We start from the raw sequence: 21,021 nt of genomic DNA on the forward strand, positions 1-21,021 counted from the left end.
ATTGGCGTAAATGACGTAGAGCTTGGCGAAACACTCCAAAACCATATTTAGAAAACACAAACGCTAGATTAAATTGGCAAATGCTTTAAACAATTAAAACGAAGTGGCGATTACACCTAACGCCCCACTAAGAGGCAAATAATAGTTGGCTATAATAGAGAGCGAAGCGAACAAAGCCAACTGTTATTTGTCCTGCTTGAGTGGCTTGTTATATGCAATTACTCTCGGTTTAACGTAAGAATATTTACGCCATTATCAGTTACTTTAAGCTGCTCACAACTATTAAAAGTTAGACGAACAGGAACATAACCACCAGTGCTTGCATTATACATTTGGCCTGACCAATTTGGCTTTAAGTTTTTTATTACAGTAAGGCCGTTAGCTTTCGGATTATCTAAGTGAGATTTAACGTTAACCGTTTTAGTCGTTAAATTAATTTCTAGCCAAGCATTTTTATCTGCATGTTTCCAAGTTCCTGATATTTCACATTTGGTATCTTGAGCAAAACTGCTAGAAGATGAAATTACTAGAGCTGAGATTAAGTATTTGAATGACTGCATAACATCCTTTGCATATAACGCCCATATTAAGCGGCAAAAATTAGTTGGCTAAAATGTTGAACGAAATGAAAACAGCCAACTGTTTTTTGTCCGTTTGAATTGCTTGTTAGGTTAAATTTAATATGAAACCAAATAGTTAAAGCAAACTTCGAAAGTTAATATAACCGCACCACGGCTAAATGCCAAAACATTATTTTGAGCCATGACACAAAAGGAGTTTTAGCGCACAACACAAATGTTATTGCTGGACTCTCGACAATGATTCGCGACATTTTATAAATGCTTTGGCGAAAACCCACGAAACAGAATTACCACCAAACTAAGTATATAAACACATAAGTTGGTTAACCATTAAAACAGAAAAGTGGTGCCACCTAACGCCCCATTAAGAGGCTTTTAATTGTTGGCTAAAATGTGAAGCGAAGCGGAACCTAGCCAACTGTTAAAAGTCCTGCTTGAATGGCTTGTTAGGTGATTTTATTCCACACTACCTTCTCTGATTCCCATGTCTGATATGGTTTATCAGGATTTTGCCAATAAATAATTGGCGTTTCAGGTGTACAGAACGAAAGCTCGATAGTATCAGTAAGTATTAAATAGTAGTGTTTGCCATCTTTTATATTATCCGAGACATCGATTAACGTGCATAGATACTCTTCTTTAGTTTCATCAGAATCACCGTAATAGTTGATATTAACATCTGATACGGACTTAAAAATGACGTCGCATTCCTTATCGTTAGTTTCAGGATTACAGATTAACTGTAAAAATACAGATGGCACTAATGTATCCACTTGTAATTCAGAAATCCAATATGCTTGTTGCTTAAATAGGATATCGCTAAACGGAACCATCTGAAAACACCTAACGTCTCATTAAGAGGCAAATGATAGTTGGCTAAAATAAGCGACGAAGGAGCAAATAGCCAACTGTTATTTGTCCTGCTTGAATGGCTTGTTATATGCCAAGTTTTTCAGCCACTCTCTCGCGAAAGTCACTGTAATTGTTCGCTAACTCCCAAATAGACATTAAGTGATTACCTGACTCATCTATTAAACAAAATATTTGGCAGTCTTTATAACCTTTAGACTTAGCCAATTTATCCCAAGTTAATTTTGATGTCTGAGAGCTTTGATATAATGTGATTCCAATATCGTCGTACTCTACTTTATGGTTGAGAGTGGTTAAAAAACGCATCAATAAATAGAAAACCCTCAGACAATAAAATGCCAGCCCTATACAAATCACAATCAGTAGCAATAAAGGGCCTAATTCATAACTTACATCATTAGTAATCATAATGTACGGATATCCAAACGATCCGCCTATAAATATAGGGGTTAGGATAATCGCACAAGTGTATGCAAGTAATTTAGTTAAATTTGAATGTTCAATCAACGCGAGTTCCCTGGCATATAACGCCTAATTAACAGGCAAAAAATTGTTGGCTAAAATAAGTGAACGTAGTGAACAAAAAGCCAACTGTTTTTTGTCCTTGTTGAATTTCTTGTTAGCTTTCGTTATTTATTTGAACCCAAATATTTTGACCAAAATGGTGTTCTTTTATTGTAGACATAGCACAATCCATATCGTCATTGTTTTCAGTATCTACTTCATAATCTAAAACTGATGCATTGACTCCACTTTTCCACAACGCTTCATATTCTTTATCCGTAAGGACATTACAAGTTAGCCAAATAGGATGCTCTTTACTCAAAATTAAACTTTTCATCTCAGAATAAGCAGATTTTGATGTGATAAATATAACCATATATTCCTCGATAAGTGACCATAGCAACAAAGAAAGCTAACGCCCAAATAACAGGCTAAGTAATGGTTGGCTAAAATTGTGTAGCGAAGCGAAACGTAGCCAACTGTTACGTGTCCTTGTTGATTTGCTTGTTAGGGTGTTCTTGCACAATTATTAAATAGTTATACACCAATGCACTTACTAAACCAAGAAAACCAAAGATTACAGCACCTTGAATGTAAGATAACCAACCTGCCATTGTAGGTATTCCATTAACCAACGTTTGGACACCATTTATTGTTGAAGATGAATCTAAACCATATTGCAAGGGCCAAGTGAATATGGCTATAGGAAGAACCCCAACCAGAAAACCGCACAGAGCAGCTACTTTGTAGGTAAAACCCATATAACATTTAACTATAATAGAAGTTGGCAAACCCAAAATAACAGCGTGGCCTGCTGCAACAAATGTAATAAACATAGACATACTAAGAAGCTGCTGACCAACTGAATCTAATGATGAAGTAAAAAATGCACCAATTATGAAATATGCAACAACCAATAACGTTGGCGTCAGTGAGCAAAAACTCAAAGCTATTATGTGAATAGAGAACTTACGTAACATTGACACCCTAACGCCTTACTAAGCGGCGATAAATTGTTGGCTAAAATTGCGAGGAACGAAGCTAGCCAACTGTTTAGCGTCCGTTTGAGTAACTTGTTATGTGCCGTCTATTTAGGATTTGGCTTTATAGCGTTCGATACATCAGTATATGCTGAACCATCACCTAATGGTGATAAAGAAATATTTACGAACGTTTCCCCAAATTTACTTTTAAATTTCCAAAGCTCAAATTGATCCATTTCTGATTCCGTGTATTGCGAAATTAAAGAGATCATCAAAGAGAATTGAGCATCAGTCATTTTGTTTTTATTAGACATCCGTAATTCCATTTAAACTTCATAGTGCACATAACGCCCCACTAAGGGGAAATTTGCAGTTGGCTAAAATGTTGATACGGAGTGAAAACAGCCAACTGTAAATTTTCCCTCTTGAGTGCCTTGTTAGGTATACTTTAACTGAACTATTTTTTTCAGGCGGTTTTTAATTAATTTTTGTTCACAATAAAGATAAATAAAACCGCCGACTTTAAAAAAAGCTATTGGCAATAACCAATACCATGGATCAAGGTAAAACGGTACTTCCGTTATAGCTTGGTACAAGCTAAACGGAATGAAAAAAATAAGAGTTCCAGCATACATAATACATAATCTTAAAATTTCGGTATCAGATTCTGCTTTCTGTATATAAGATTGAAAGGTCTCTTCTGGAGTTTCAGTTAGCTCAGGAAATGTTTTTTTCATCCAATTTAAATAATTCAAACCTACCCCTTTGGTTGTATACCTAACAGTTTATTAGGAAGAATAAGTAAGCATTGTCCGCTCCCTCTCATTCCTCTTATAGTGGGGTTATTATTATCATATTTTATAACCTAATAACAACAATACCATTTTTTTGTTTTTAAATATTTCCAATGGTCAACAAAGAAATTATCGTTTTATTGGCAAAAGAACTGAACACAGCCTAAGCTGTATATAAGCACAGTACACGGATTTGATATTATGGAAGCAAAATCGCCTTTTTTAATGAGTGTTATCGAGCATATGCGAAACTTACGATATGCGAAAAGAACAATAGAAACTTATATCCATTAGATAAAATACTTTATCAACTATTCAAATAAAACGCATCCCGCTCTAATGGGCGATTTTGAAGTAGAAAGGTTCTTAAGTTATTTGGTTAATCAACAAAATGTCTCATCTGCAACACAGTCACTAGCACTTAACGCTTTAGCTTTTTTATACAAAGAAGTTTTAAAAAACGAATTAAGTTTAAAGCTAAACTTTAACTTAAGTCGACGGTCTAGAAAATTACCCGATGTACTTACACCTACAGAGGTAATGAAATTATTGTCTCAAGTTCCACCACAGCATCATTTATTAGTAAGCATTTTATATGGCAGTGGTTTAAGGCTTATGGAGGCTATTCGCCTCAGAGTTCAAGATATCGATTTTGACTATCACTGTATTGCTGTTTGGAATGGTAAAGGAAATAAGCACCGAAGAGTAACCCTAGCAACAGAGCTTATACCTGAACTTTACCTGCAAATTAACAGTGTGAAAAAATATCATAATATAGATTTACAAAACATTGAATATAAAGGTGTTTGGGTACCTAATGCACTTAGTCGTAAATACCCATCAGCAGCAAAAGAATTAAAATGGCAATATTTATTTCCTTCTACACGTTTAAGTATTGACCCAAATTCAAACAGCCTTAGACGTAACCATTTAAATGAGAGTAGTATTCAAAAATCAGTAAAGAAAGCGGGAGATCAATTAAAATTAGATAAAAGAATAACATGTCATACTTTACGGCATTCCTTCGCCACTCATTTGTTACAACGTGGCGCAGATATAAGAACAGTTCAAGAGCAACTCGGTCATAGTGATCTGCGCACAACACAAATATACACCCATGTACTTGAGCACGGGGCTAATGGCGTTAGAAGTCCTTTATCTGACTTGCTTTAGAACATGATAATGATATTTAAATATCATTATCAGTACGTAAAGCCTCAGCCCATAATTTTAACAATTGTTGAGCTTCATTTTTCTCTGGAAAATCACGTTTACTATTAACCACTTCTAATAAGGTATTAAAAGCCTCTTTTTCTCGATTAAGAGCTTTGAGGGTTAACGCTAAATGATATTTAATTTCAACTTTAGAGTAATCTAGTGCAAGCGCTTGCCTAAATAAAGGCAATGCTTTATCAAATTCTTGTGTTTGATAATAAATCCAACCTAAGGTATCAAGAGAGTCAGGGTGATTATTTATAATTTTCAGAGATGCTAAACCATGCATTTTTGCCTCTTCAAAACGTGATAGTTTTGAAGCTACAAACGCAGCATTATTAAGTAAAACAGCTTGCTGAGAATGTTTATTTAATAGTTTAAGATAAATAGCATAGGCGAGTTTCCATTCACTTTCATTTATATGTATTTCAGCAAGTGAAGTGTTGATTAAGAAACTATCAGGGTATTGCTCTACGGCATTAACAAGTAGGTCAATCGCTCTACTTTTTTGCTTCTTTGCTTGGTAAACTAGACTTAATCCAACAATAGTATTGTCACGAAATTTTTCTGTCGTTTGAACTATCGGCAATAACTTCTTATAGCTTCTCTCTGCCTTGTTATATTGACCTGACAAATAATAGGCGTTTGCTACAACGAGAGTTAATTCTATTGAATAATCCTCTTCTTCTAAAAACTGTCCAACTACATTAATGGCTTCGAGAGGATTCCTCTGTTGATTTAGTAATTGGCTTACCGCAACAAGGGGTAATTCTTTGTTCTCAGACCAAACCGCAGACTTTTTATACATTTCAATAGCATCATTCTGCTTGTTTTGCCTTTGATAAAATTGAGCCATCAAGTAATATATTTCACCTTTATCACCTTCAAGTCTTAAGGCGCTATTAAAACTCTGTAGCGCTTTATCTATATTTTTCTGATGTTGGTAATATTGGGAGAGTAAGATATATAAATCAGCTGTTTTTTCATTATTGATTAAGTAGCTTTCTATAATTTCAATCGCTTCAATTGCCTTTCCTGCAGCCATGTAGCTAAAAGACAACTGCTTAAGCAACACTATATTATTATCTAACTGATAAGCTCTTTCAAACCATATAACTGATTGCTTATATTGGCGATTTCTCACATAGCTTTTCCCTAAAGCATTAATAAGTTGACTATTATTTGCTTGTATCAGTAACGCCTGCTCTAAAATATCAAAAGATTCTTGAGTCTCACCCATCGCCTGCATTGTTTCTGCAAGGCTCACAATTGATTTAGTATGTGTACTATCAATGAGCAGAGCTTTTTCAAACGCCTGCTTTGCCTCTGGATACTTTGCAGCTATTTGATAAATAAAACCTAAGTGATGAATGAATTCTTTATTATTGGGCTCAACTTGTACCAACTTTTCAGCAAGTGATAAAGCTTTAGTGATTTGACCAGACTTTACATAGGCTTGGACAAGTAAAAAACTAATTGTTGACTGGTATTGCGCTGAAGCATTTATCGTTAATAATGTATCAATGGCTTGTTGATACTGCCCCATATTTATACTGTTTTTAGCGAGTTGCTGAGAAGCAATTGAAGAATCAGGTAATAAATTAACAACGTTTTCAAAATAATATTTTGCTTTATCAAATTGTTCAAGCTCAGTACTCACTAAACCGAGCAGAGAAAGAACTTTCGGATTGTTTTGATCTTGTAAATTTGCTTTATTTAAAATGGAATGCGCTGAAGAATAATTATTCATCGCCATATGAATAGTGGCTAAAAATGTCATTGCTTTAATATTTAAACGATCAATTTCTAAATAGTTTTTGATGTATTGTTCGGCAGCGGAATAACTTCCCTGTCCAAAGGCAACAACACCCGCCAAATAATAATAACTTGGGTTGCTTGTTAAAGTATCGTTGTCTAACCGTGAAAGCGTCTCACTCAGCTTTGAAAGTCGCTGCTTACGGTCTATATTATTATTTTTATTTGACGCTATCAATGCCGCTAAAAACTGTGCTTTAGGTTCATTTGGGGAAAGTTTTAAAATAGTATCAACATCAAGTTGAGCATTAGCATAATCGCGCAATTCAAGTAATAGGCTCGCACGTATAACTAAAGCTTGTATGTACCTAGGGTTTTCAATCAGTGCTCTATTAATCGCTTTTACCGCGGGCTCAAATTCCGCCATATTTTGGTGAATACTCGCTTTTAATACCCAAGCTTTTACTGGAGGGTAATACCCCTTCAGTACCTCATTTACATGAACCAGTGCTTCATCGAACTGATAGTAATTTAAGGCGACTTGGGCTAAACCTAATGTTGCATCAACATTATTTGCATTTAAAGATAATGCTTGTTCGTAACTTGCAGCCGATAATTTCAACTGGCGTAACCCCAGCTGCGCGTGCCCTTTTAATACATAAATTTTAGCCGCCAGCATCTCATCTTTTACAGATTCATCTAAATGGTCGATAACCTCACTATACTTGCCTTGAAGTAAGTAAGCTTCAGCAAATAATAATAGGGTTATATTTTTGTCTGCACCGAGTTGTTTAGCAAGGTTTAGCTCAACTTCAGCAGCTGCACCTTTAGAAGAACCTATAAGTACGTCAGCCATAAGTAGTCTTGCCGCTAAATTATTGGGATCTTTTTGGGTTAAGTTTTTAAGATGTATGAGGGCTTCATTATAATTATTTGCTTTAAACGCAATATTAGCTTGTTCAAGTTCACTGGCATGCACCAATTGACTTAGAACAGTCAACATTAAAAAAACATATATTTTGGTCATTGGCATTTTATGAAACATTAATTTCTCGGAAATTTATAAACAGTATAGATAGTGTTTTATATCTATTGATATTTCAACAATTAACCCCAATTTATTACAAAACAACAGATTCATTACATTAAAAATCATTCTGTTTACATTGATAGCGTCATCAACATACTGTTTATCCTTTACTTTGTGTCAGGTTACTTTACAACTATTGAATAATAATGTTGTTGTTAGTAAAAGTACTCACCTTAGCTATTGTATAATATGAAATAATTTTAAATGGCGTGAATTTTGCAATAACAACTCATATAAATAGCACGTCAATCTAATTTTATGGATATTTCGCATGAATTCTAATGCTCTCAAAAAATATATTACAACATTGTTAGTTTTATCATCGATAGCGATGGTTTCATTTAATAGTTTTGCTAGTTATACACAAGTATCAGCATTAATTTCCGGTTTCAATGATTGTGGCGGCGGTAAGAATAACCAATACTTTTATGATGGTAAGTCTGGCTTTGATAATTGTAAGATTTTTGTTGAAGACAGTAATGGCACTAAACAATATTTATCGGATACCATCGCTAAATTCGATACTGATGGTCCTAATTTAGCAAACTCAGGGTTTACAGCCAGTAGCACCTATAACGTGGTTAAATCAGACTGGGTCTTTACAGACAACGTTGCTAATAATCCAACGGGAACCTGGACATATAACGAAGACGTTCACACTTACCCTGACATTCGCTTTTGGACCGCAAAATCTAGTAATGGTTTTCGCTTATTTTGGGTCATTGAAGATACAGCCGACACCACTGATGATTTTTGTATTGCGGGTAATAACGCTTCATCAATTGATAATCTAAACTTTGATTGTATGAATTTAGCGGTATCGGTTACAAATGGTCAATGGGTCTCTCCTAACGGCAGCTTATCTCACCTCACATTCTTCGGTGGTTTATGTACCGGACCTGATTGTGATACTCCGCCAAATCCAGGCATTGTAGTACCAGAGCCTACTACTTTAGCCATTTTTGCCTTAGGTATTATTGGCTTAGGTGTTCGCCGTAAACAAGCGATGCGCATTAAAAAATAAAGTGCTTTGAGTAAAAAGCTAAGCTGAAAAACTAAACTGTTAGTACTAACTTGCCGATATTCCCATTCTCCAACATCTGTTGATGGGCTTTATCGGCATTTTGCCATTGGTAACAAGTATCAATAACTGGCAATAACTGTCCTGCACTGAATAACTCACCAAAGTCTTCTTTAAACTTAACAACTAACTCAGCCTTATAATCATAATCTCTATTTCTTAAGGTTGAAGCACTCAATTTAATTCGCTTGGAGAGCATCATACCCATATCAACTTTTTCACAGTAGCGGCCCCGTATAATTGATAATAAAACAATCTGTCCGTCAATTGCTGCAACCTGTATATTTTTTTGCAAATAGTCACCTCCCACCAAATCTACAATCACGTTAAAACCATCATGAACGTACTCTTTTTGCCATTGCTCAAAAGCTGTTTGATGATAATTAATGGCAATATCAGCACCCAATGTTAAGCACGCTTGACACTTTTCTTCACTACCTGCAGTAACAACAACGAAACAGTCACTCGCTTTGGCAAGTTGAATAGCAGCACAGCCAACACCACTGGCACCAGCATGTATCAACACTGATTGTTTAGGTTGTAACTGAGCAATTGAGAATAGACTTTGGTAGGCTGTTAGAAACGTTTCTGCGCAAGCCGCACCTTGTTCAAAAGTAAAGGTAGCAGGTAGATAAAATAACTGGCTAGACTTTATAACAACATATTCTGCATAACCACCACCAGCAACCAAACCGAATACGTTGTCATTCACTTTCCATTGATGCACGCCACTGCCACAAATAACAATTTCACCACAAACCTCAAGACCTAAAATAGATGACTCACCTTTAGGCGCTGGGTACTTTCCTTGTCGCTGTAAAATATCTGCACGGTTTACACCGATTGCTTTTACTTTAATTAAACATTCATCTGCAAAAACTTCAGGTAATATCGTTTCAGCAAATACGAGCTGTTGTTCGTGGGTAACAGAAATATACTTCAAATAAACCTCTACGTTGTTAAGCGCTTTTACGTTTGCTATTCGCTAACTAATCGCAAAAAAGTGATGTGGTTGCCATTTTACCTGTTTTTTTTCTAGACTCGCGACTTCAGCTTCTGGCGGTCCATGAGATAGCCATGCTAACATTTTATCGACATCTTTTTCTTCACCACTCATTAAAATTTCTACATCTCCGTCATCTAAATTTTTTGCATAGCCACTTAAACCATGATCAATAGCCACTTGTTGGCTAGACGCTCTAAAATAAACACCCTGAACTTTTCCACTAACATGAGCGATATAACTTACATTCATACTTGCTGTTCCTTAACGTAGACTGAAATAACTTAATTTGAAGATTGCGCCAGAGCTTTGCATTGACTACACTCTGCGCAATTTCATTTTCCAATTTATTAAGTATAGTCACATGTCAGCAAGAATTTATTTAAAAGTAAGCCGAGAGAAGTCTTTATTACGAAAACATCCTTGGATATTTTCTCAAGCGATCAATAAAATCAAAGGAAACCCGATGTTGGGCGATACCGTAGATGTTTTTGATCACCGGGAAAAATGGCTTGCTCGCGGTGCCTATTCACCAGAATCGCAAATTCGCGTCAGAGTGTGGAGCTTTAATGAAAGCGAAGAAATTGACAGTGAATTTTTTCGTAATAAATTATTAAGCGCTCAATCTAGACGTGAATGGTTTATTGAACAAGGTGGCTTAACCGGTTACCGCTTAATTGCCGGTGAATCTGATGGTTTACCCGGTATTACTATTGATAAATACGACAACTTAATTGTTTGCCAATTACTCAGTGCAGGTGCTGACTTTCAACGTTACACCCTCGTTGAAGTCATTAAAGAGCTTTACCCTGAATGTAGTATCTATGAACGTTCTGATGTTGATGTACGTAAAAAAGAAGGTTTAGAGCCCGTTACAGGCTGGTTAACTGAACCCCTTGACTCAACAGCATGCATTATTAAAGAGCATGGCTTGTCAATTAATGTTGATATTGCCAAGGGTCATAAAACAGGTTTTTATTTAGATCAACGTGACTCGCGAGTAACTGCCGGTCGGTATGCTAAGAATAAATCAGTGCTTAATTGTTTTTCTTATACGGGTACATTTGCCTTACATTGTGCAGCAAATGATGCCAAAGAGGTTATTAACGTTGATGTTTCTCAATCAGCACTCGATTTAGCCCAAGAAAACATTGTGCTTAATAATCTTCAGGATAAGAATGTTTCTTTTGTTAAAGCGGATGTATTTAAGTTACTCAGACAATACCGTGAAGAAAAACGTCAGTTTGATATGATCATTTTAGACCCACCAAAGTTTGTTGAATCTAAAGCGCAATTAACGGGTGCTTGTCGTGGTTATAAAGACATCAACATGTTAGCGATGCAGTTGCTCAAACCAAATGGCATACTACTGACCTTTTCGTGTTCAGGTTTAATGGAGGCAAGTCTATTTCAAAAGGTGGTTGCTGACGCTGCGCTTGATGCGCGCCGTGAAGTGCACTTTGTAGAACGCTTGCAGCAAGCAGGCGATCATCCTATTTCAAGTAATTATCCAGAAGGCTATTATTTGAAAGGCTTAGTTTGCCAAGTCAGTTAACTTTTCGAAATAAAAAACAACTAAAAAACGAGCGAATTACGCTCGTTTTTTTGATTATACACCGCTAATTGCTAATCTATTTCAGCAATATTAATTCCAATTAAAAAGCACTCATCACCTTCCTCGGTGACTCGTACTATTTTTCCCAAAACTTCAAGCGGTTGAACATTACTACTCGCAGAGCGCACGCTAACTTTAACATGGGTATTCAACTCTAATGGGTGTGTCATCTCAATGGCCATGCCAGTAGCACTTAAATCACGACAAGTCGCCAATATTTGGCTATTCGCTTCATCATCGATAATGGTTACTGTTACATCACTATTTAACATCATCCGATAGAAGTCTCGTTTATCATCAAAGTTAACCATTACTACTCCCTATTGTTATTTGAATTTATTTACTGACTCTTTTATACCCATTGCCGTGTTTACTGTCAAATTTTCAATGTTAAAATTGTCGATAAAACCCGCTTAATTTGCTGAAATTTCTTTCAAATGATTTAAAATTCGCTTTGCTGAAACCGGATAAGCTGTTTTTAAGTTTTGCGCAAATACCGAGACACGAAATTCTTCCATCATCCAACGAACGGCTAAAATTTCCTCCGCAACCGGTTTACTTTTATTTTGTTTAGCAAGTAACGCGAGATAAACATCATTCACTTTCGCAACCTCTAGCATTTTTAATCGGTCTTGGTGTGGATCAACAGGCAGCTTTTCCATGCGTCTTAACATCGCTTGTAAGTAACGAGCAATATCATCTAATCGTTGATGGCCAGAGGCGGTCACAAAACCTTTGAACACCAGTAAACTCAGTTGTTCTTTGATGTCGGCTTGTGCTTGAATAACCTCTAAAGACATTCGACCCTTTAATTTTTTACCTATTTCATGGGTTAACGTTAATACTTTTTCTACTTTTAAAGCAGATGCGAGCACACAGTCAGCCAATTCGGCGCGGACATGGTCTTTTGCTTTTTCAAAGTCATTTTGGTTACGCGGAATTTCGCCATGCTCTTTAACCAAGTGCTGACATGCGGCGACAATACAATCGTCTAATAAATCAGGTATTGAACCAAACGGATTGAAATATAAACTTAGCTTCGCTTTATTAGGCAATTTTTGTTGTAGATATTTCACCGGAGAAGGTATGTTTAATAAAATTAAACGACTTACACCATTGATCATCGCTTGCTCAGCTAAACTTTCTTGCTCAAATAGCTCAATAGCTACCGTTTTATTTTTATCAACCAAAGCAGGAAAGGCTTTAATGGTAATATTGGCAATATTTTTCTCATAGCCTTTGGGGATATCTTTGAAATCCCAAGTGGTAATTTGTGCTCGCTCTATTCCTTTATCCGCCACTTTTTTAATCGATGCTTTTACTTTTCCTTGTAAAGATGCTTTTAACTGCTCTAGGTTGCGGCTCTGATTAATAAGCTGCCCTTTTTCGTCAATCACTTTAAAGTTCATCGTTAAGTGAATAGGCAATTCAACATCTTGCCAAATATCTTCGGGTAAACGTACACCGGTCATTCTTAATAAATGTTTTTCAATAGCATCGGTTAGTTTTCCATTAAACTCACTAATGGCTGATAAACAAGCTTCGGCGTAATTAGGTGCAGGCACAAAATTTCGGCGTAATGATTTTGGTAAACCTTTGATCAACGCAATAATAAGTTCTAAACGTAGTGCTGGAATTAACCAATCAAAATCACGGTCTTCAATCTGATTCAAAATTCCAACAGGAATATGCAAACTAATGCCGTCGTCAATATCACCTGGGGTAAAATGATAACTGAGCGGCAACGTCAAATTACCTTGTTGCCAAACATCAGGATAATCATTAGCAGATAATGTTTTAGAGGTTTCGTTTAGTAAGAAGGCTTCTGTAAAACTCAGACGTTGAGGATCGCTTTGTTTAGATTTTTTCCACCAAGACAAAAAGCTACGTTGACAAACAATGGTTTCAGGGAGTTTTTCATCATAAAATTCAACCAAGCGCTCTTCATCTACTAAAAAGTCTTTGCGACGTGCTTTTTGCTCTAGCTTTTCAATACTGGCAACTAATTGATGGTTTTGTTGATAGAATTTTTCATTTATTGTGCTATCACCATTAACCAAGGCTTCACGGATAAAAATTTCTCGACAGGTATGTGGCTCAATATGGTTAAAGTTTATTTTTCTTTTTGCTACGATGGTTAAACCATATAAAATAACGTTCTCGTAAGCCATTACCGCGCCCTGCTTTTTCTCCCAATGCGGCTCGCTATAATTTCGCTTAATTAAATGTGTCGCTAATGGCTCTATCCACTGTGGTTCTATTTTTGCCACCATGCGCGCAAATAATCGGCTTGTTTCAACCAACTCTGTTGCCATGATCCACTTAGGCGACTTCTTCGCCACACCCGATCCCGGAAAAATAAAGAATCGGCTATTACGCGCGCCTTTATATTCTCTATTTTCGTCAAGTTGTCCTAAATGGCTAAGCAAGCCAGAGAGTATCGCTTGATGAAGAATGTCATTATTATTATTTTCTGTGGGCGCTTTGTTTTTACCCGCATCATTGTTATTCGCATCAAGTGACGGTGGCGTATATTCAATACGACTCATTGGAATACTTAAATCACGCAATGAATATTTGAGCTGACTAAAAATATCTTGCCATTCACGAATACGCATATAAGCTAAAAACTCTTTTTTACACATATTTCGAAATTGGTTATTGGTCAGAGCTTTTTGCTGCTGTTCAATGTAATGCCACAAATTAAGTAAACTAATAAAGTCAGATTCTTTGTCTTTAAAGCGATTATGCTTTTCGTCGGCCGCTTGTTGCTTTTCATGTGGACGTTCACGTGGGTCTTGAATACTGACCGCACTGACAATAATAAATATTTGCTCGATACAGCCTAAATCAATCGCTGATAAAATCATTTTTGATAAGCGTGGGTCTGTTGGAAACTTTGCTAACATGCGCCCCGCTTTAGTTAAGACAATTTTATTTGGTTGTTTCTCAATCGCGGCTAATTCTTCCAGTAAAGAAACACCGTCATTAATATTGCGGTTGTCTGGTGGTTGTACAAAGGGAAAGTCGCTTATTTCACCTAAATCAAGCGCCAGCATTTGTAAGATAACGGTGGCTAGGTTGGTACGTAATATTTCTGGGTCGGTAAACTCAGGACGCCCCAGAAAATCATCTTCACTGTATAAACGTAAACAAACACCAGCAGAAACACGGCCACAACGCCCTGCTCTTTGATTAGCACTAGCTTGTGATATAGCTTCAATAGGCAGTCGCTGTACTTTAGTGCGGTAACTATAACGAGAAATACGCGCAGTACCGGGATCAATAACGTATTTAATACCAGGTACCGTTAAGCTGGTTTCAGCAACGTTAGTGGCAAGCACAATATTACGTCCACTGTGAGGTTGAAATATTCTATTTTGCTCTTGCACTGTTAATCGTGAATACAGAGGCAGCACTTGAGTATGACGTAAATTCGCTTTTTCTAATGCTAAAGCTGCGTCACGTATTTCGCGCTCACCGTTGAGAAAAATAAGAATATCGCCCTGGCTAATATGACCCAGCTCGTCAACAGCTTGCAAAATACCACTGATGATATCATTGCTGCTCACTTCTTCCGTTTCATCATTATTATCAGCATTAAGCGGACGATAAAGTATTTCAACGGGAAAGGTACGCCCTGATACTTCAATAATAGGCGCAGGCTTTCCTGAGGCTGAAGCAAAATGCTTTGAAAATCTTTCAGGGTCGATAGTTGCCGAGGTAATAATGATTTTTAAATCAGGGCGTTTCGGTAATATTTCTCGCAAGTAACCCAGTAAAAAATCTATATTTAAACTGCGTTCGTGGGCTTCATCAATAATTAACGTATCATATTTTCTCAGTAAACGGTCATGCTGCATTTCAGCCAGTAAAATACCGTCAGTCATTAATTTGATATAGCTTTTATCGCTGACTAAATCATTAAAACGAACTTTATAACCGACTGCGTCGCCTAACTTAGTCGATAACTCATCCGCAATACGCGTTGCAACGGTGCGGGCAGCAATACGACGAGGCTGAGTGTGCCCAATCATTCCGTCAATACCACGCCCTAAAGCCAGACATATCTTCGGAATTTGTGTGGTTTTACCCGAGCCCGTTTCACCCGCGATAATAACCACTTGGTTTTCCATAATGGTCTTGGCAATAAGATCAGCATTTTGTGAAACCGGTAAACTTTCTGGATAGGTTATTTTAGGCACACTTTGAATTTTAAGCTGCTTTTTCTGAATCGACTCGTCAATATGGGCGGAAATTTGCTTAAGTGTTTTTTGCTGCTTCTCATAATCAGTGGCTTTTTTACTCGACATCAAACGTTTTTTGAAACGAAATTGGTCAGACTTTAGACACAATTGAAGGCGGCTAAAAAGCTTATCAATATTAATAGCTTGATTGGGCTGAGACTCAGGTGAGGTAGTGATAGATTTTTCAGAAGACAAGATGAACTCAAACAAAAAAGGCAAAAGGGAATTTTACCAGCTTTATTAAGTCTGTACCACTTCAATCAAGTGGTACAAATAGACAGTATAAAATTAACTCAGCTGACTAAGGTTTAAAGGTACTTCGAGTATATTGATCAATACCGTATAGAACATCATTACGACATATAGTACCCAGTAAAATACCATCTTCGTCTAACACTGGATAAACTTTAGGTTTATTCTGTAACATGCTTTGCGCAAGTTCTATGACACTGTCAGAGGGTTTAACTGATAATACTTCTTTGCGCATTAACGCAGCAACATCACTCACATGTTCATTATGATAAATCGTCTGTAGCATTGTTGCTAAAACATCACTTTCAGAGAGAAAACCAATAACACGGTTTTTACCATCGATCACTGGACCACCTATTTGCTTTGTTTTTAAAAAGCGCAATGCAGCCTCTTCCACCACCATTTCAGCAGTAAACGTAACGGGATAATGGTTCATATAATCTTTCACCTGTATGCTTTCCATAAACGCCCCTCAATAATTAAAATTTAAATGCAATGCGATAAAAATAACTGTAGTCGCTTTTATTCAATAAATCATGAATTTAGTAAAAATAAATCATTTAATGATTGAGTGCTTATTTTATAGACAATACGAAGTAAATAGCCTGGTTTATCAGGCTTTATTAAAGATTCTATCGTGCGTTAAGTAGAGACAGTAAAACGGGATCGGCAGAATTTTTTAAGGTGTTTGATAATGCATGGTATGAAAGCGAAAATTGTTTACGTAAATGTGATTTTAGGTGAGGTTTAACCACTTTAGGCTTTATCGCTTTTAATAAACAAAATAACGCTAAAGCATGCAATGTTTCATTTTCTGGTAATGCGGATTGGCGATTAGCATTAGGGTTATTACACGAACCACAGCCCCCTTTAAATTGATAAGCGGTGTTGCTAAATATAACGCCAAACCCCATAAAACAAGCGATAATATCAACCGCTTGTGGAATGTATTCTTCTCCGCCCGGAGGTAAACTTCGTTGTTGAACAATCAGTATATTGGCAAGATTCTGCACAATAGAAGAAATAAGGTCTTGCGGTTGGTTGACTTGGTTTGCGCGATAAGAAAGCATGATTGGCTGTTGTTGCAGCTTTTCGCTATCCTCATCGTTCAATTTGGCAAAAGGTGTGTTATCACCTCGGCAATGGTCAACCATGTTAAACGGTGGAATGATTATTTGTTGACTGCCAGCAAAAAATCGCTCTGGAGTAACCAAAAGGATAGGCCACTCTTGCATGCCAGCATATTGGGTTGTTTGCTTAAAAATACTCAGCGCCATTTCATGCACACTGCTGACACTGCCCTGATAAAATTGATTATTAGGGAGCACAAGCTTACTGTTATTTTTAAATTCTAACACATCAAAATGGCTAAGCGCCCAAGAAAAGGTATCGAGGATCCATTGATGACTATCTGCATCAATAACATCGCTTATTTCAAGTTTGCTAGACGGTTTAGTGAGAGCTAATAATTTGGCTAACATAACAAATAATGACTCACTGCGTTACTGGGCATCGGTTACCTGAGCAGACACTTCTTTTTCTTCAAGAAGTGCTCGTTCAGCTTTTGAAATATAACGAGGCTTATTACTGGTGTGCAATTTAGCATTCGCTTTTTTTTGCTTACTTTTTAATGTGGCGTTGATTTTTTTCTTACGATTCATTTTACTTTCTACATTTTAATTTATAAATAGCTAACTAAGTGAATAATGACCTACAGACAAACAAGGTCTTTATGGTTTAAGTAACGGATGGTCTTCAGGTAACTGCTTTGCTATCCACATCGCTAATCGGTGTTTCATACTTTGTAAATCTTCACCGTCGGCAGGTGATGCTTGAATAAGTTTGTCGTTAACTAATAAACGGTACAAGCTTTCAACTTTATCTTTTGAAGCATTCGTTGCAGAGAAACCGTTATAACCACGGTTCATTGCATATTTTTCACCAACTTCAATCGCTTTTTTTAATAAAGCGGTTTCATTTTTCATTTTTTTAGTTTTTTTCATGGGACTTCTTTTATTGTGACTTCATATCAAAGTAAAAGGCATTTAACTTATTGCCATCAAGGTCGCGAAAATATCCAGCGTAAAAACCATCAAGACCGCGAGGTCCGGGTTTGCCTTCACACGTGGCTCCAAGTTCAAGCGCTTTTGTATAAAAAGCATCAACCTTGTCTGTTGAATCTAAAACGATTGCGACCATCACACCATTGCCAACCGTTGCTGGCTGTTCATTAAAAGGTTTAGTGACGCATAGCCCTGCTTGCTCTGGCGCGGTAGTCCAAGCGACAAACTGGTCGGTTTCTAAAAAGCGCCCTGCGCCAATTGAAGCGAACAGCTCATCATAAAATGTCACAGCTTTTGCTAAATCATTTGTTCCTAAGGTGACGTAACCAATCATAATAATTCCCTTTGTTAAAAATGTTAAGTTAACGTTTTATTATTTATAGCTTGAAAGTAACACCTTCGTAAACTGCTCGGTACTAATTTCTTTGCCATGTTCAATAATTAACTGGTCAAGAAGAACAATATCAGCCTCTAACGACGACATGGTAAGGGTATTGTCGTCTAGGTTATAAAGCTGCTTTAAACTCGCATAATAAAACTTTAAAACAATTAACGCTTTTTCATCACCGTTAACACTCGCTTGCTTAATCTTTTTTAAGCGGCGATAAATAATATTTTGAATTTGCTTGAGTTGCCAAACATAATAAATTTCATTAAAAAATGGTGTGTTTTTTAATTGTTGTAATATCGCTGCACACGCCAGTAATGCCAAAATAACGCCTAAAAAGTTATAGCGAAAATTACTCCCTTGTTCAGCTGAAGCTGTCGTGGCGTTAGCGAGCGTATCAAGGGCTAATGGATCCGCGAATATTGCAATCAATATTGCACCAAAGGCAATGGCTAATATCGCTAAGGTAATAATGAAGCCAACAATCACTTGATTAAGCTTGCTACGATACGTTTTTTTATTTATGTCTTTTAACGTCATGCTACCACTTATTAATGGGGTCACTAAAATTCAAGCGACATTCTAACGTAATTTCTCTGAGGAAACCGCTTTCCATCGCTTTATTTTTTATAAAGGTCGACACCTGAATAGCGAATCGTTTTTGTGGTAACTCCCTGTCGCCAAACATTCGCTAAGGCGGCGACACTAAGCTTTTGCTTAGCGCGGGTGATCGCGGTATACATTAATTCTCTTGAAAGCAGTTTATTGTCTGTTTGCTCTGGTAATACCATTACCACATGTTCAAATTCACTGCCTTGTGTTTTATGAATAGTCATGGCATAAACGGTTTCATGTTGGGGTAAACGTGCCGGATTAACCCATTTATATTCATTGTTGGCTTGTTCAAAAACAGCCATTAAATGCCCTGCGTCATTTTTCCACAATAAGCCAATATCGCCATTATATAAACCTAGGGCATAATTATTAACATTTATCATAATGGGTTGACCGCAATAACGGGTGTCAAATGCGTTTATATGCCCGTGTTTAACTAATATATGCTGTACTTGCTCGTTTAACGACTCAACCCCTTGTTCACCAACACGAGTCGCGCATAAAATACGAAACTGTTGTAATTGTTTAAAAGCTGCTGAGACCGTTTTTTGTGCGAAAATAGGAACATAATAACGTTGTACTAAGTCAGCCAACCATTCGCTCGGTTTACCGGCAAGCAAGCGTAAAGTTCTCTGGTGTTGAAACGTGCTTTCGTTATCATCACCGACTAATAACGGTTCATTTAATAACTGCCAACTTTCGTTAAAACGGCCATTAATAACATGCCCCGCTATTTTTCCTATACCTCCTTCACCATCAAAGCGTCTACTTTTTTCAAGAAACACCACGTGGTCAGCGGGCAACGTTACGGCTAAGGATTTAGGCGATTTTTTCCACTGGGGTAAGTTGGGGAAGTCGGTAGTTTCTGATAAATACTGTTGATTTTCGCGACTATAACCTCGGTGTGGCTTAGGGGCTAAATCATTAAGCACACTGCCTGCAGCAACCGATGGCAATTGGTCTGCATCACCTAAAAGTATCACTTGGCAGTGATTTGGCAGTGCTCTAAAAACACGGACCATTAAGGCTAAGTCGACCATTGAAACCTCATCAATCAACAGTACATCAATATTAAGTAAATTGTCTTGGTGGTGACGAAAATTAACACTATTGGGAATAACACCTAAAAGACGATGGAGTGTTTGTGCCTCATGGGGAATTTTAGCTAAAACCTGCTCGCTAATTTGACCTTTAAAACCATGCAAAGCATTAGTGACTGACTCTGACAAACGTTGGGCTGCCTTTCCGGTTGGTGCAACTAAAGCTATTTTTATCTCTTTATTAACATGCTTATTTGGCGTTAACTGTTCAGATGAATTTAACATCACCAAAGCAGCTAACAACTTGGTCACCGTATAGGTTTTTCCAGTGCCCGGACCGCCCGCGATAATGCTGAATTTTTTGTTAATCGCATTGGCCACAGCTACTTTTTGCCAGTCTATTTCATCGTTACTCTGCTCTGACATTTCTGCTGGAAATAATACCGCTAAGCAATTTTTAATGTCAGCTGAGTCAAATGCTTGTAGGTTTACATCGTTCTGTTGGGCACTTTTAGCTGAAATAAACTGTAATAGTGCTTGTTCAAAGTGATAATAACGACGTAAATACAACTTATTATCATGAAAAACAATCGCTTGATTGTCCTGGGCAGTCATAGACAATTTCTGGCATAACGCAACCAAATCGGGTGCATTGTCAAAAGTAAAACCATGATGGGTAACAATGCCTTGTTTATCGCAGCTATAGCCAAAGCATGTATTAGCCAGAGTGGCGATAGGCAAACAGCTATGTCCTGCTCTAAGGCTTTCACTGAGCGCGATAAGCAAATGAAAAATTTGTTGATTATTATTTGTATCGTTTTTAGCAAGACTTTGTTGAATTTCTTTCGCAAAAAAGTAGTCAACCGCTTCAATGTTATTAAGTTGCTCTTGAGCATAATGAAATTGCTTATATAGCGCGGTCATT

General features: G+C 37.0%; 22 protein-coding genes. 3 read left to right on the plus strand and 19 right to left on the minus strand.

The annotated features are described in order from the left end of the window. Window positions 1-218: 218 nt before the first annotated feature. From H4J39_RS07960 to H4J39_RS07990, 7 genes are all read right to left on the minus strand, one after another. Window positions 219-560 carry a DUF2147 domain-containing protein gene (locus H4J39_RS07960; RefSeq protein ID WP_182176838.1) on the minus strand — a complete coding sequence of 114 codons (342 nt, stop codon included), beginning with the start codon at window positions 558-560 and terminating at the stop codon, window positions 219-221. A gap of 467 nt (window positions 561-1,027) precedes the next feature. Continuing rightward, window positions 1,028-1,414, minus strand: a complete 387-nt coding sequence (locus tag H4J39_RS07965) for a hypothetical protein (protein WP_182227193.1) — start codon at window positions 1,412-1,414, stop codon at window positions 1,028-1,030. A gap of 103 nt (window positions 1,415-1,517) precedes the next feature. Beyond that, entirely contained in the window at window positions 1,518-1,859 is a 342-nt protein-coding gene (locus H4J39_RS07970; protein ID WP_182227195.1) for a hypothetical protein, read from the minus strand. 211 nt (window positions 1,860-2,070) lie between these two features. Then, window positions 2,071-2,277, minus strand: a complete 207-nt coding sequence (locus H4J39_RS07975; RefSeq protein ID WP_182227196.1) for a hypothetical protein — start codon at window positions 2,275-2,277, stop codon at window positions 2,071-2,073. Between the two features lie 160 nt (window positions 2,278-2,437). Further along, window positions 2,438-2,941, minus strand: a complete 504-nt coding sequence (locus tag H4J39_RS07980) for a hypothetical protein (protein WP_182227198.1) — start codon at window positions 2,939-2,941, stop codon at window positions 2,438-2,440. A gap of 101 nt (window positions 2,942-3,042) precedes the next feature. Beyond that, a complete protein-coding gene (locus H4J39_RS07985; protein WP_182223112.1) occupies window positions 3,043-3,264 on the minus strand; it encodes a hypothetical protein in 222 nt (73 codons plus the stop codon). A 111-nt stretch (window positions 3,265-3,375) separates the two neighbouring features. After that, window positions 3,376-3,693 (minus strand): hypothetical protein, encoded by a 318-nt coding sequence (locus tag H4J39_RS07990; RefSeq protein ID WP_182227200.1) that lies wholly within the window; start codon window positions 3,691-3,693, stop codon window positions 3,376-3,378. A 333-nt stretch (window positions 3,694-4,026) separates the two neighbouring features. Here H4J39_RS07990 and H4J39_RS07995 point away from each other — a divergent pair, with 333 nt between their 5' ends. After that, window positions 4,027-4,905, plus strand: a complete 879-nt coding sequence (locus H4J39_RS07995) for an integron integrase (RefSeq protein ID WP_310649731.1) — start codon at window positions 4,027-4,029, stop codon at window positions 4,903-4,905. A gap of 16 nt (window positions 4,906-4,921) precedes the next feature. On the opposite strand, the gene prsT is transcribed toward H4J39_RS07995, so the two are convergent. Continuing rightward, window positions 4,922-7,705, minus strand: coding sequence for an XrtA/PEP-CTERM system TPR-repeat protein PrsT (gene prsT, locus H4J39_RS08000; RefSeq protein ID WP_182227202.1), 2,784 nt, complete (start codon window positions 7,703-7,705; stop codon window positions 4,922-4,924). A 358-nt stretch (window positions 7,706-8,063) separates the two neighbouring features. On the opposite strand from prsT, the gene H4J39_RS08005 reads away from it, so the two are divergent. Then, window positions 8,064-8,816, plus strand: a complete 753-nt coding sequence (locus H4J39_RS08005) for a PEP-CTERM sorting domain-containing protein (RefSeq protein ID WP_182227204.1) — start codon at window positions 8,064-8,066, stop codon at window positions 8,814-8,816. Window positions 8,817-8,847: 31 nt separating this feature from the next. Here the strand turns inward: H4J39_RS08005 and H4J39_RS08010 are convergent, their stop codons facing one another. Continuing rightward, the gene (locus tag H4J39_RS08010) at window positions 8,848-9,816 is read right to left on the minus strand and encodes an NAD(P)H-quinone oxidoreductase (protein ID WP_182227206.1); all 969 of its coding nucleotides are present in this window, start codon (window positions 9,814-9,816) and stop codon (window positions 8,848-8,850) included. Between the two features lie 42 nt (window positions 9,817-9,858). Further along, window positions 9,859-10,128, minus strand: a complete 270-nt coding sequence (locus tag H4J39_RS08015; protein WP_182227208.1) for an acylphosphatase — start codon at window positions 10,126-10,128, stop codon at window positions 9,859-9,861. Window positions 10,129-10,240: 112 nt separating this feature from the next. Here H4J39_RS08015 and H4J39_RS08020 point away from each other — a divergent pair, with 112 nt between their 5' ends. Beyond that, on the plus strand, window positions 10,241-11,431 hold the full coding sequence (locus tag H4J39_RS08020) for a class I SAM-dependent methyltransferase (protein WP_182227210.1): 1,191 nt from the start codon (window positions 10,241-10,243) through the stop codon (window positions 11,429-11,431). 71 nt (window positions 11,432-11,502) lie between these two features. Here H4J39_RS08020 and H4J39_RS08025 read toward each other — a convergent pair whose 3' ends face one another. From H4J39_RS08025 to recD, 9 genes are all read right to left on the minus strand, one after another. Further along, window positions 11,503-11,802: a PilZ domain-containing protein gene (locus tag H4J39_RS08025; RefSeq protein ID WP_182227211.1), complete on the minus strand. Its 300-nt coding sequence runs from the start codon at window positions 11,800-11,802 to the stop codon at window positions 11,503-11,505. 102 nt (window positions 11,803-11,904) lie between these two features. Then, complete coding sequence (gene hrpA, locus H4J39_RS08030) at window positions 11,905-15,933, minus strand: ATP-dependent RNA helicase HrpA (protein ID WP_220462160.1); 4,029 nt, start codon at window positions 15,931-15,933, stop codon at window positions 11,905-11,907. Between the two features lie 106 nt (window positions 15,934-16,039). Then, window positions 16,040-16,453, minus strand: coding sequence for a CBS domain-containing protein (locus H4J39_RS08035; RefSeq protein ID WP_182227213.1), 414 nt, complete (start codon window positions 16,451-16,453; stop codon window positions 16,040-16,042). Window positions 16,454-16,622: 169 nt separating this feature from the next. Beyond that, window positions 16,623-17,471 (minus strand): hypothetical protein, encoded by an 849-nt coding sequence (locus H4J39_RS08040; RefSeq protein ID WP_182227215.1) that lies wholly within the window; start codon window positions 17,469-17,471, stop codon window positions 16,623-16,625. Window positions 17,472-17,492: 21 nt separating this feature from the next. Continuing rightward, window positions 17,493-17,651 carry a DUF2986 domain-containing protein gene (locus tag H4J39_RS08045; protein ID WP_182227217.1) on the minus strand — a complete coding sequence of 53 codons (159 nt, stop codon included), beginning with the start codon at window positions 17,649-17,651 and terminating at the stop codon, window positions 17,493-17,495. A 69-nt stretch (window positions 17,652-17,720) separates the two neighbouring features. Next, entirely contained in the window at window positions 17,721-17,993 is a 273-nt protein-coding gene (locus tag H4J39_RS08050) for a DUF5062 family protein (RefSeq protein WP_182224420.1), read from the minus strand. A gap of 10 nt (window positions 17,994-18,003) precedes the next feature. Then, a complete protein-coding gene (locus H4J39_RS08055) occupies window positions 18,004-18,387 on the minus strand; it encodes a VOC family protein (protein WP_182227219.1) in 384 nt (127 codons plus the stop codon). A gap of 39 nt (window positions 18,388-18,426) precedes the next feature. Beyond that, window positions 18,427-18,981: a DUF3087 family protein gene (locus H4J39_RS08060; protein WP_182227221.1), complete on the minus strand. Its 555-nt coding sequence runs from the start codon at window positions 18,979-18,981 to the stop codon at window positions 18,427-18,429. 80 nt (window positions 18,982-19,061) lie between these two features. Further along, window positions 19,062-21,020: an exodeoxyribonuclease V subunit alpha gene (gene recD / locus H4J39_RS08065; protein ID WP_182227223.1), complete on the minus strand. Its 1,959-nt coding sequence runs from the start codon at window positions 21,018-21,020 to the stop codon at window positions 19,062-19,064. Between the last annotated feature and the right edge of the window lies 1 nt (window position 21,021).

The organism is Colwellia sp. Bg11-12 (assembly GCF_014076955.1).
Lineage (GTDB): Bacteria > Pseudomonadota > Gammaproteobacteria > Enterobacterales > Alteromonadaceae > Colwellia_A.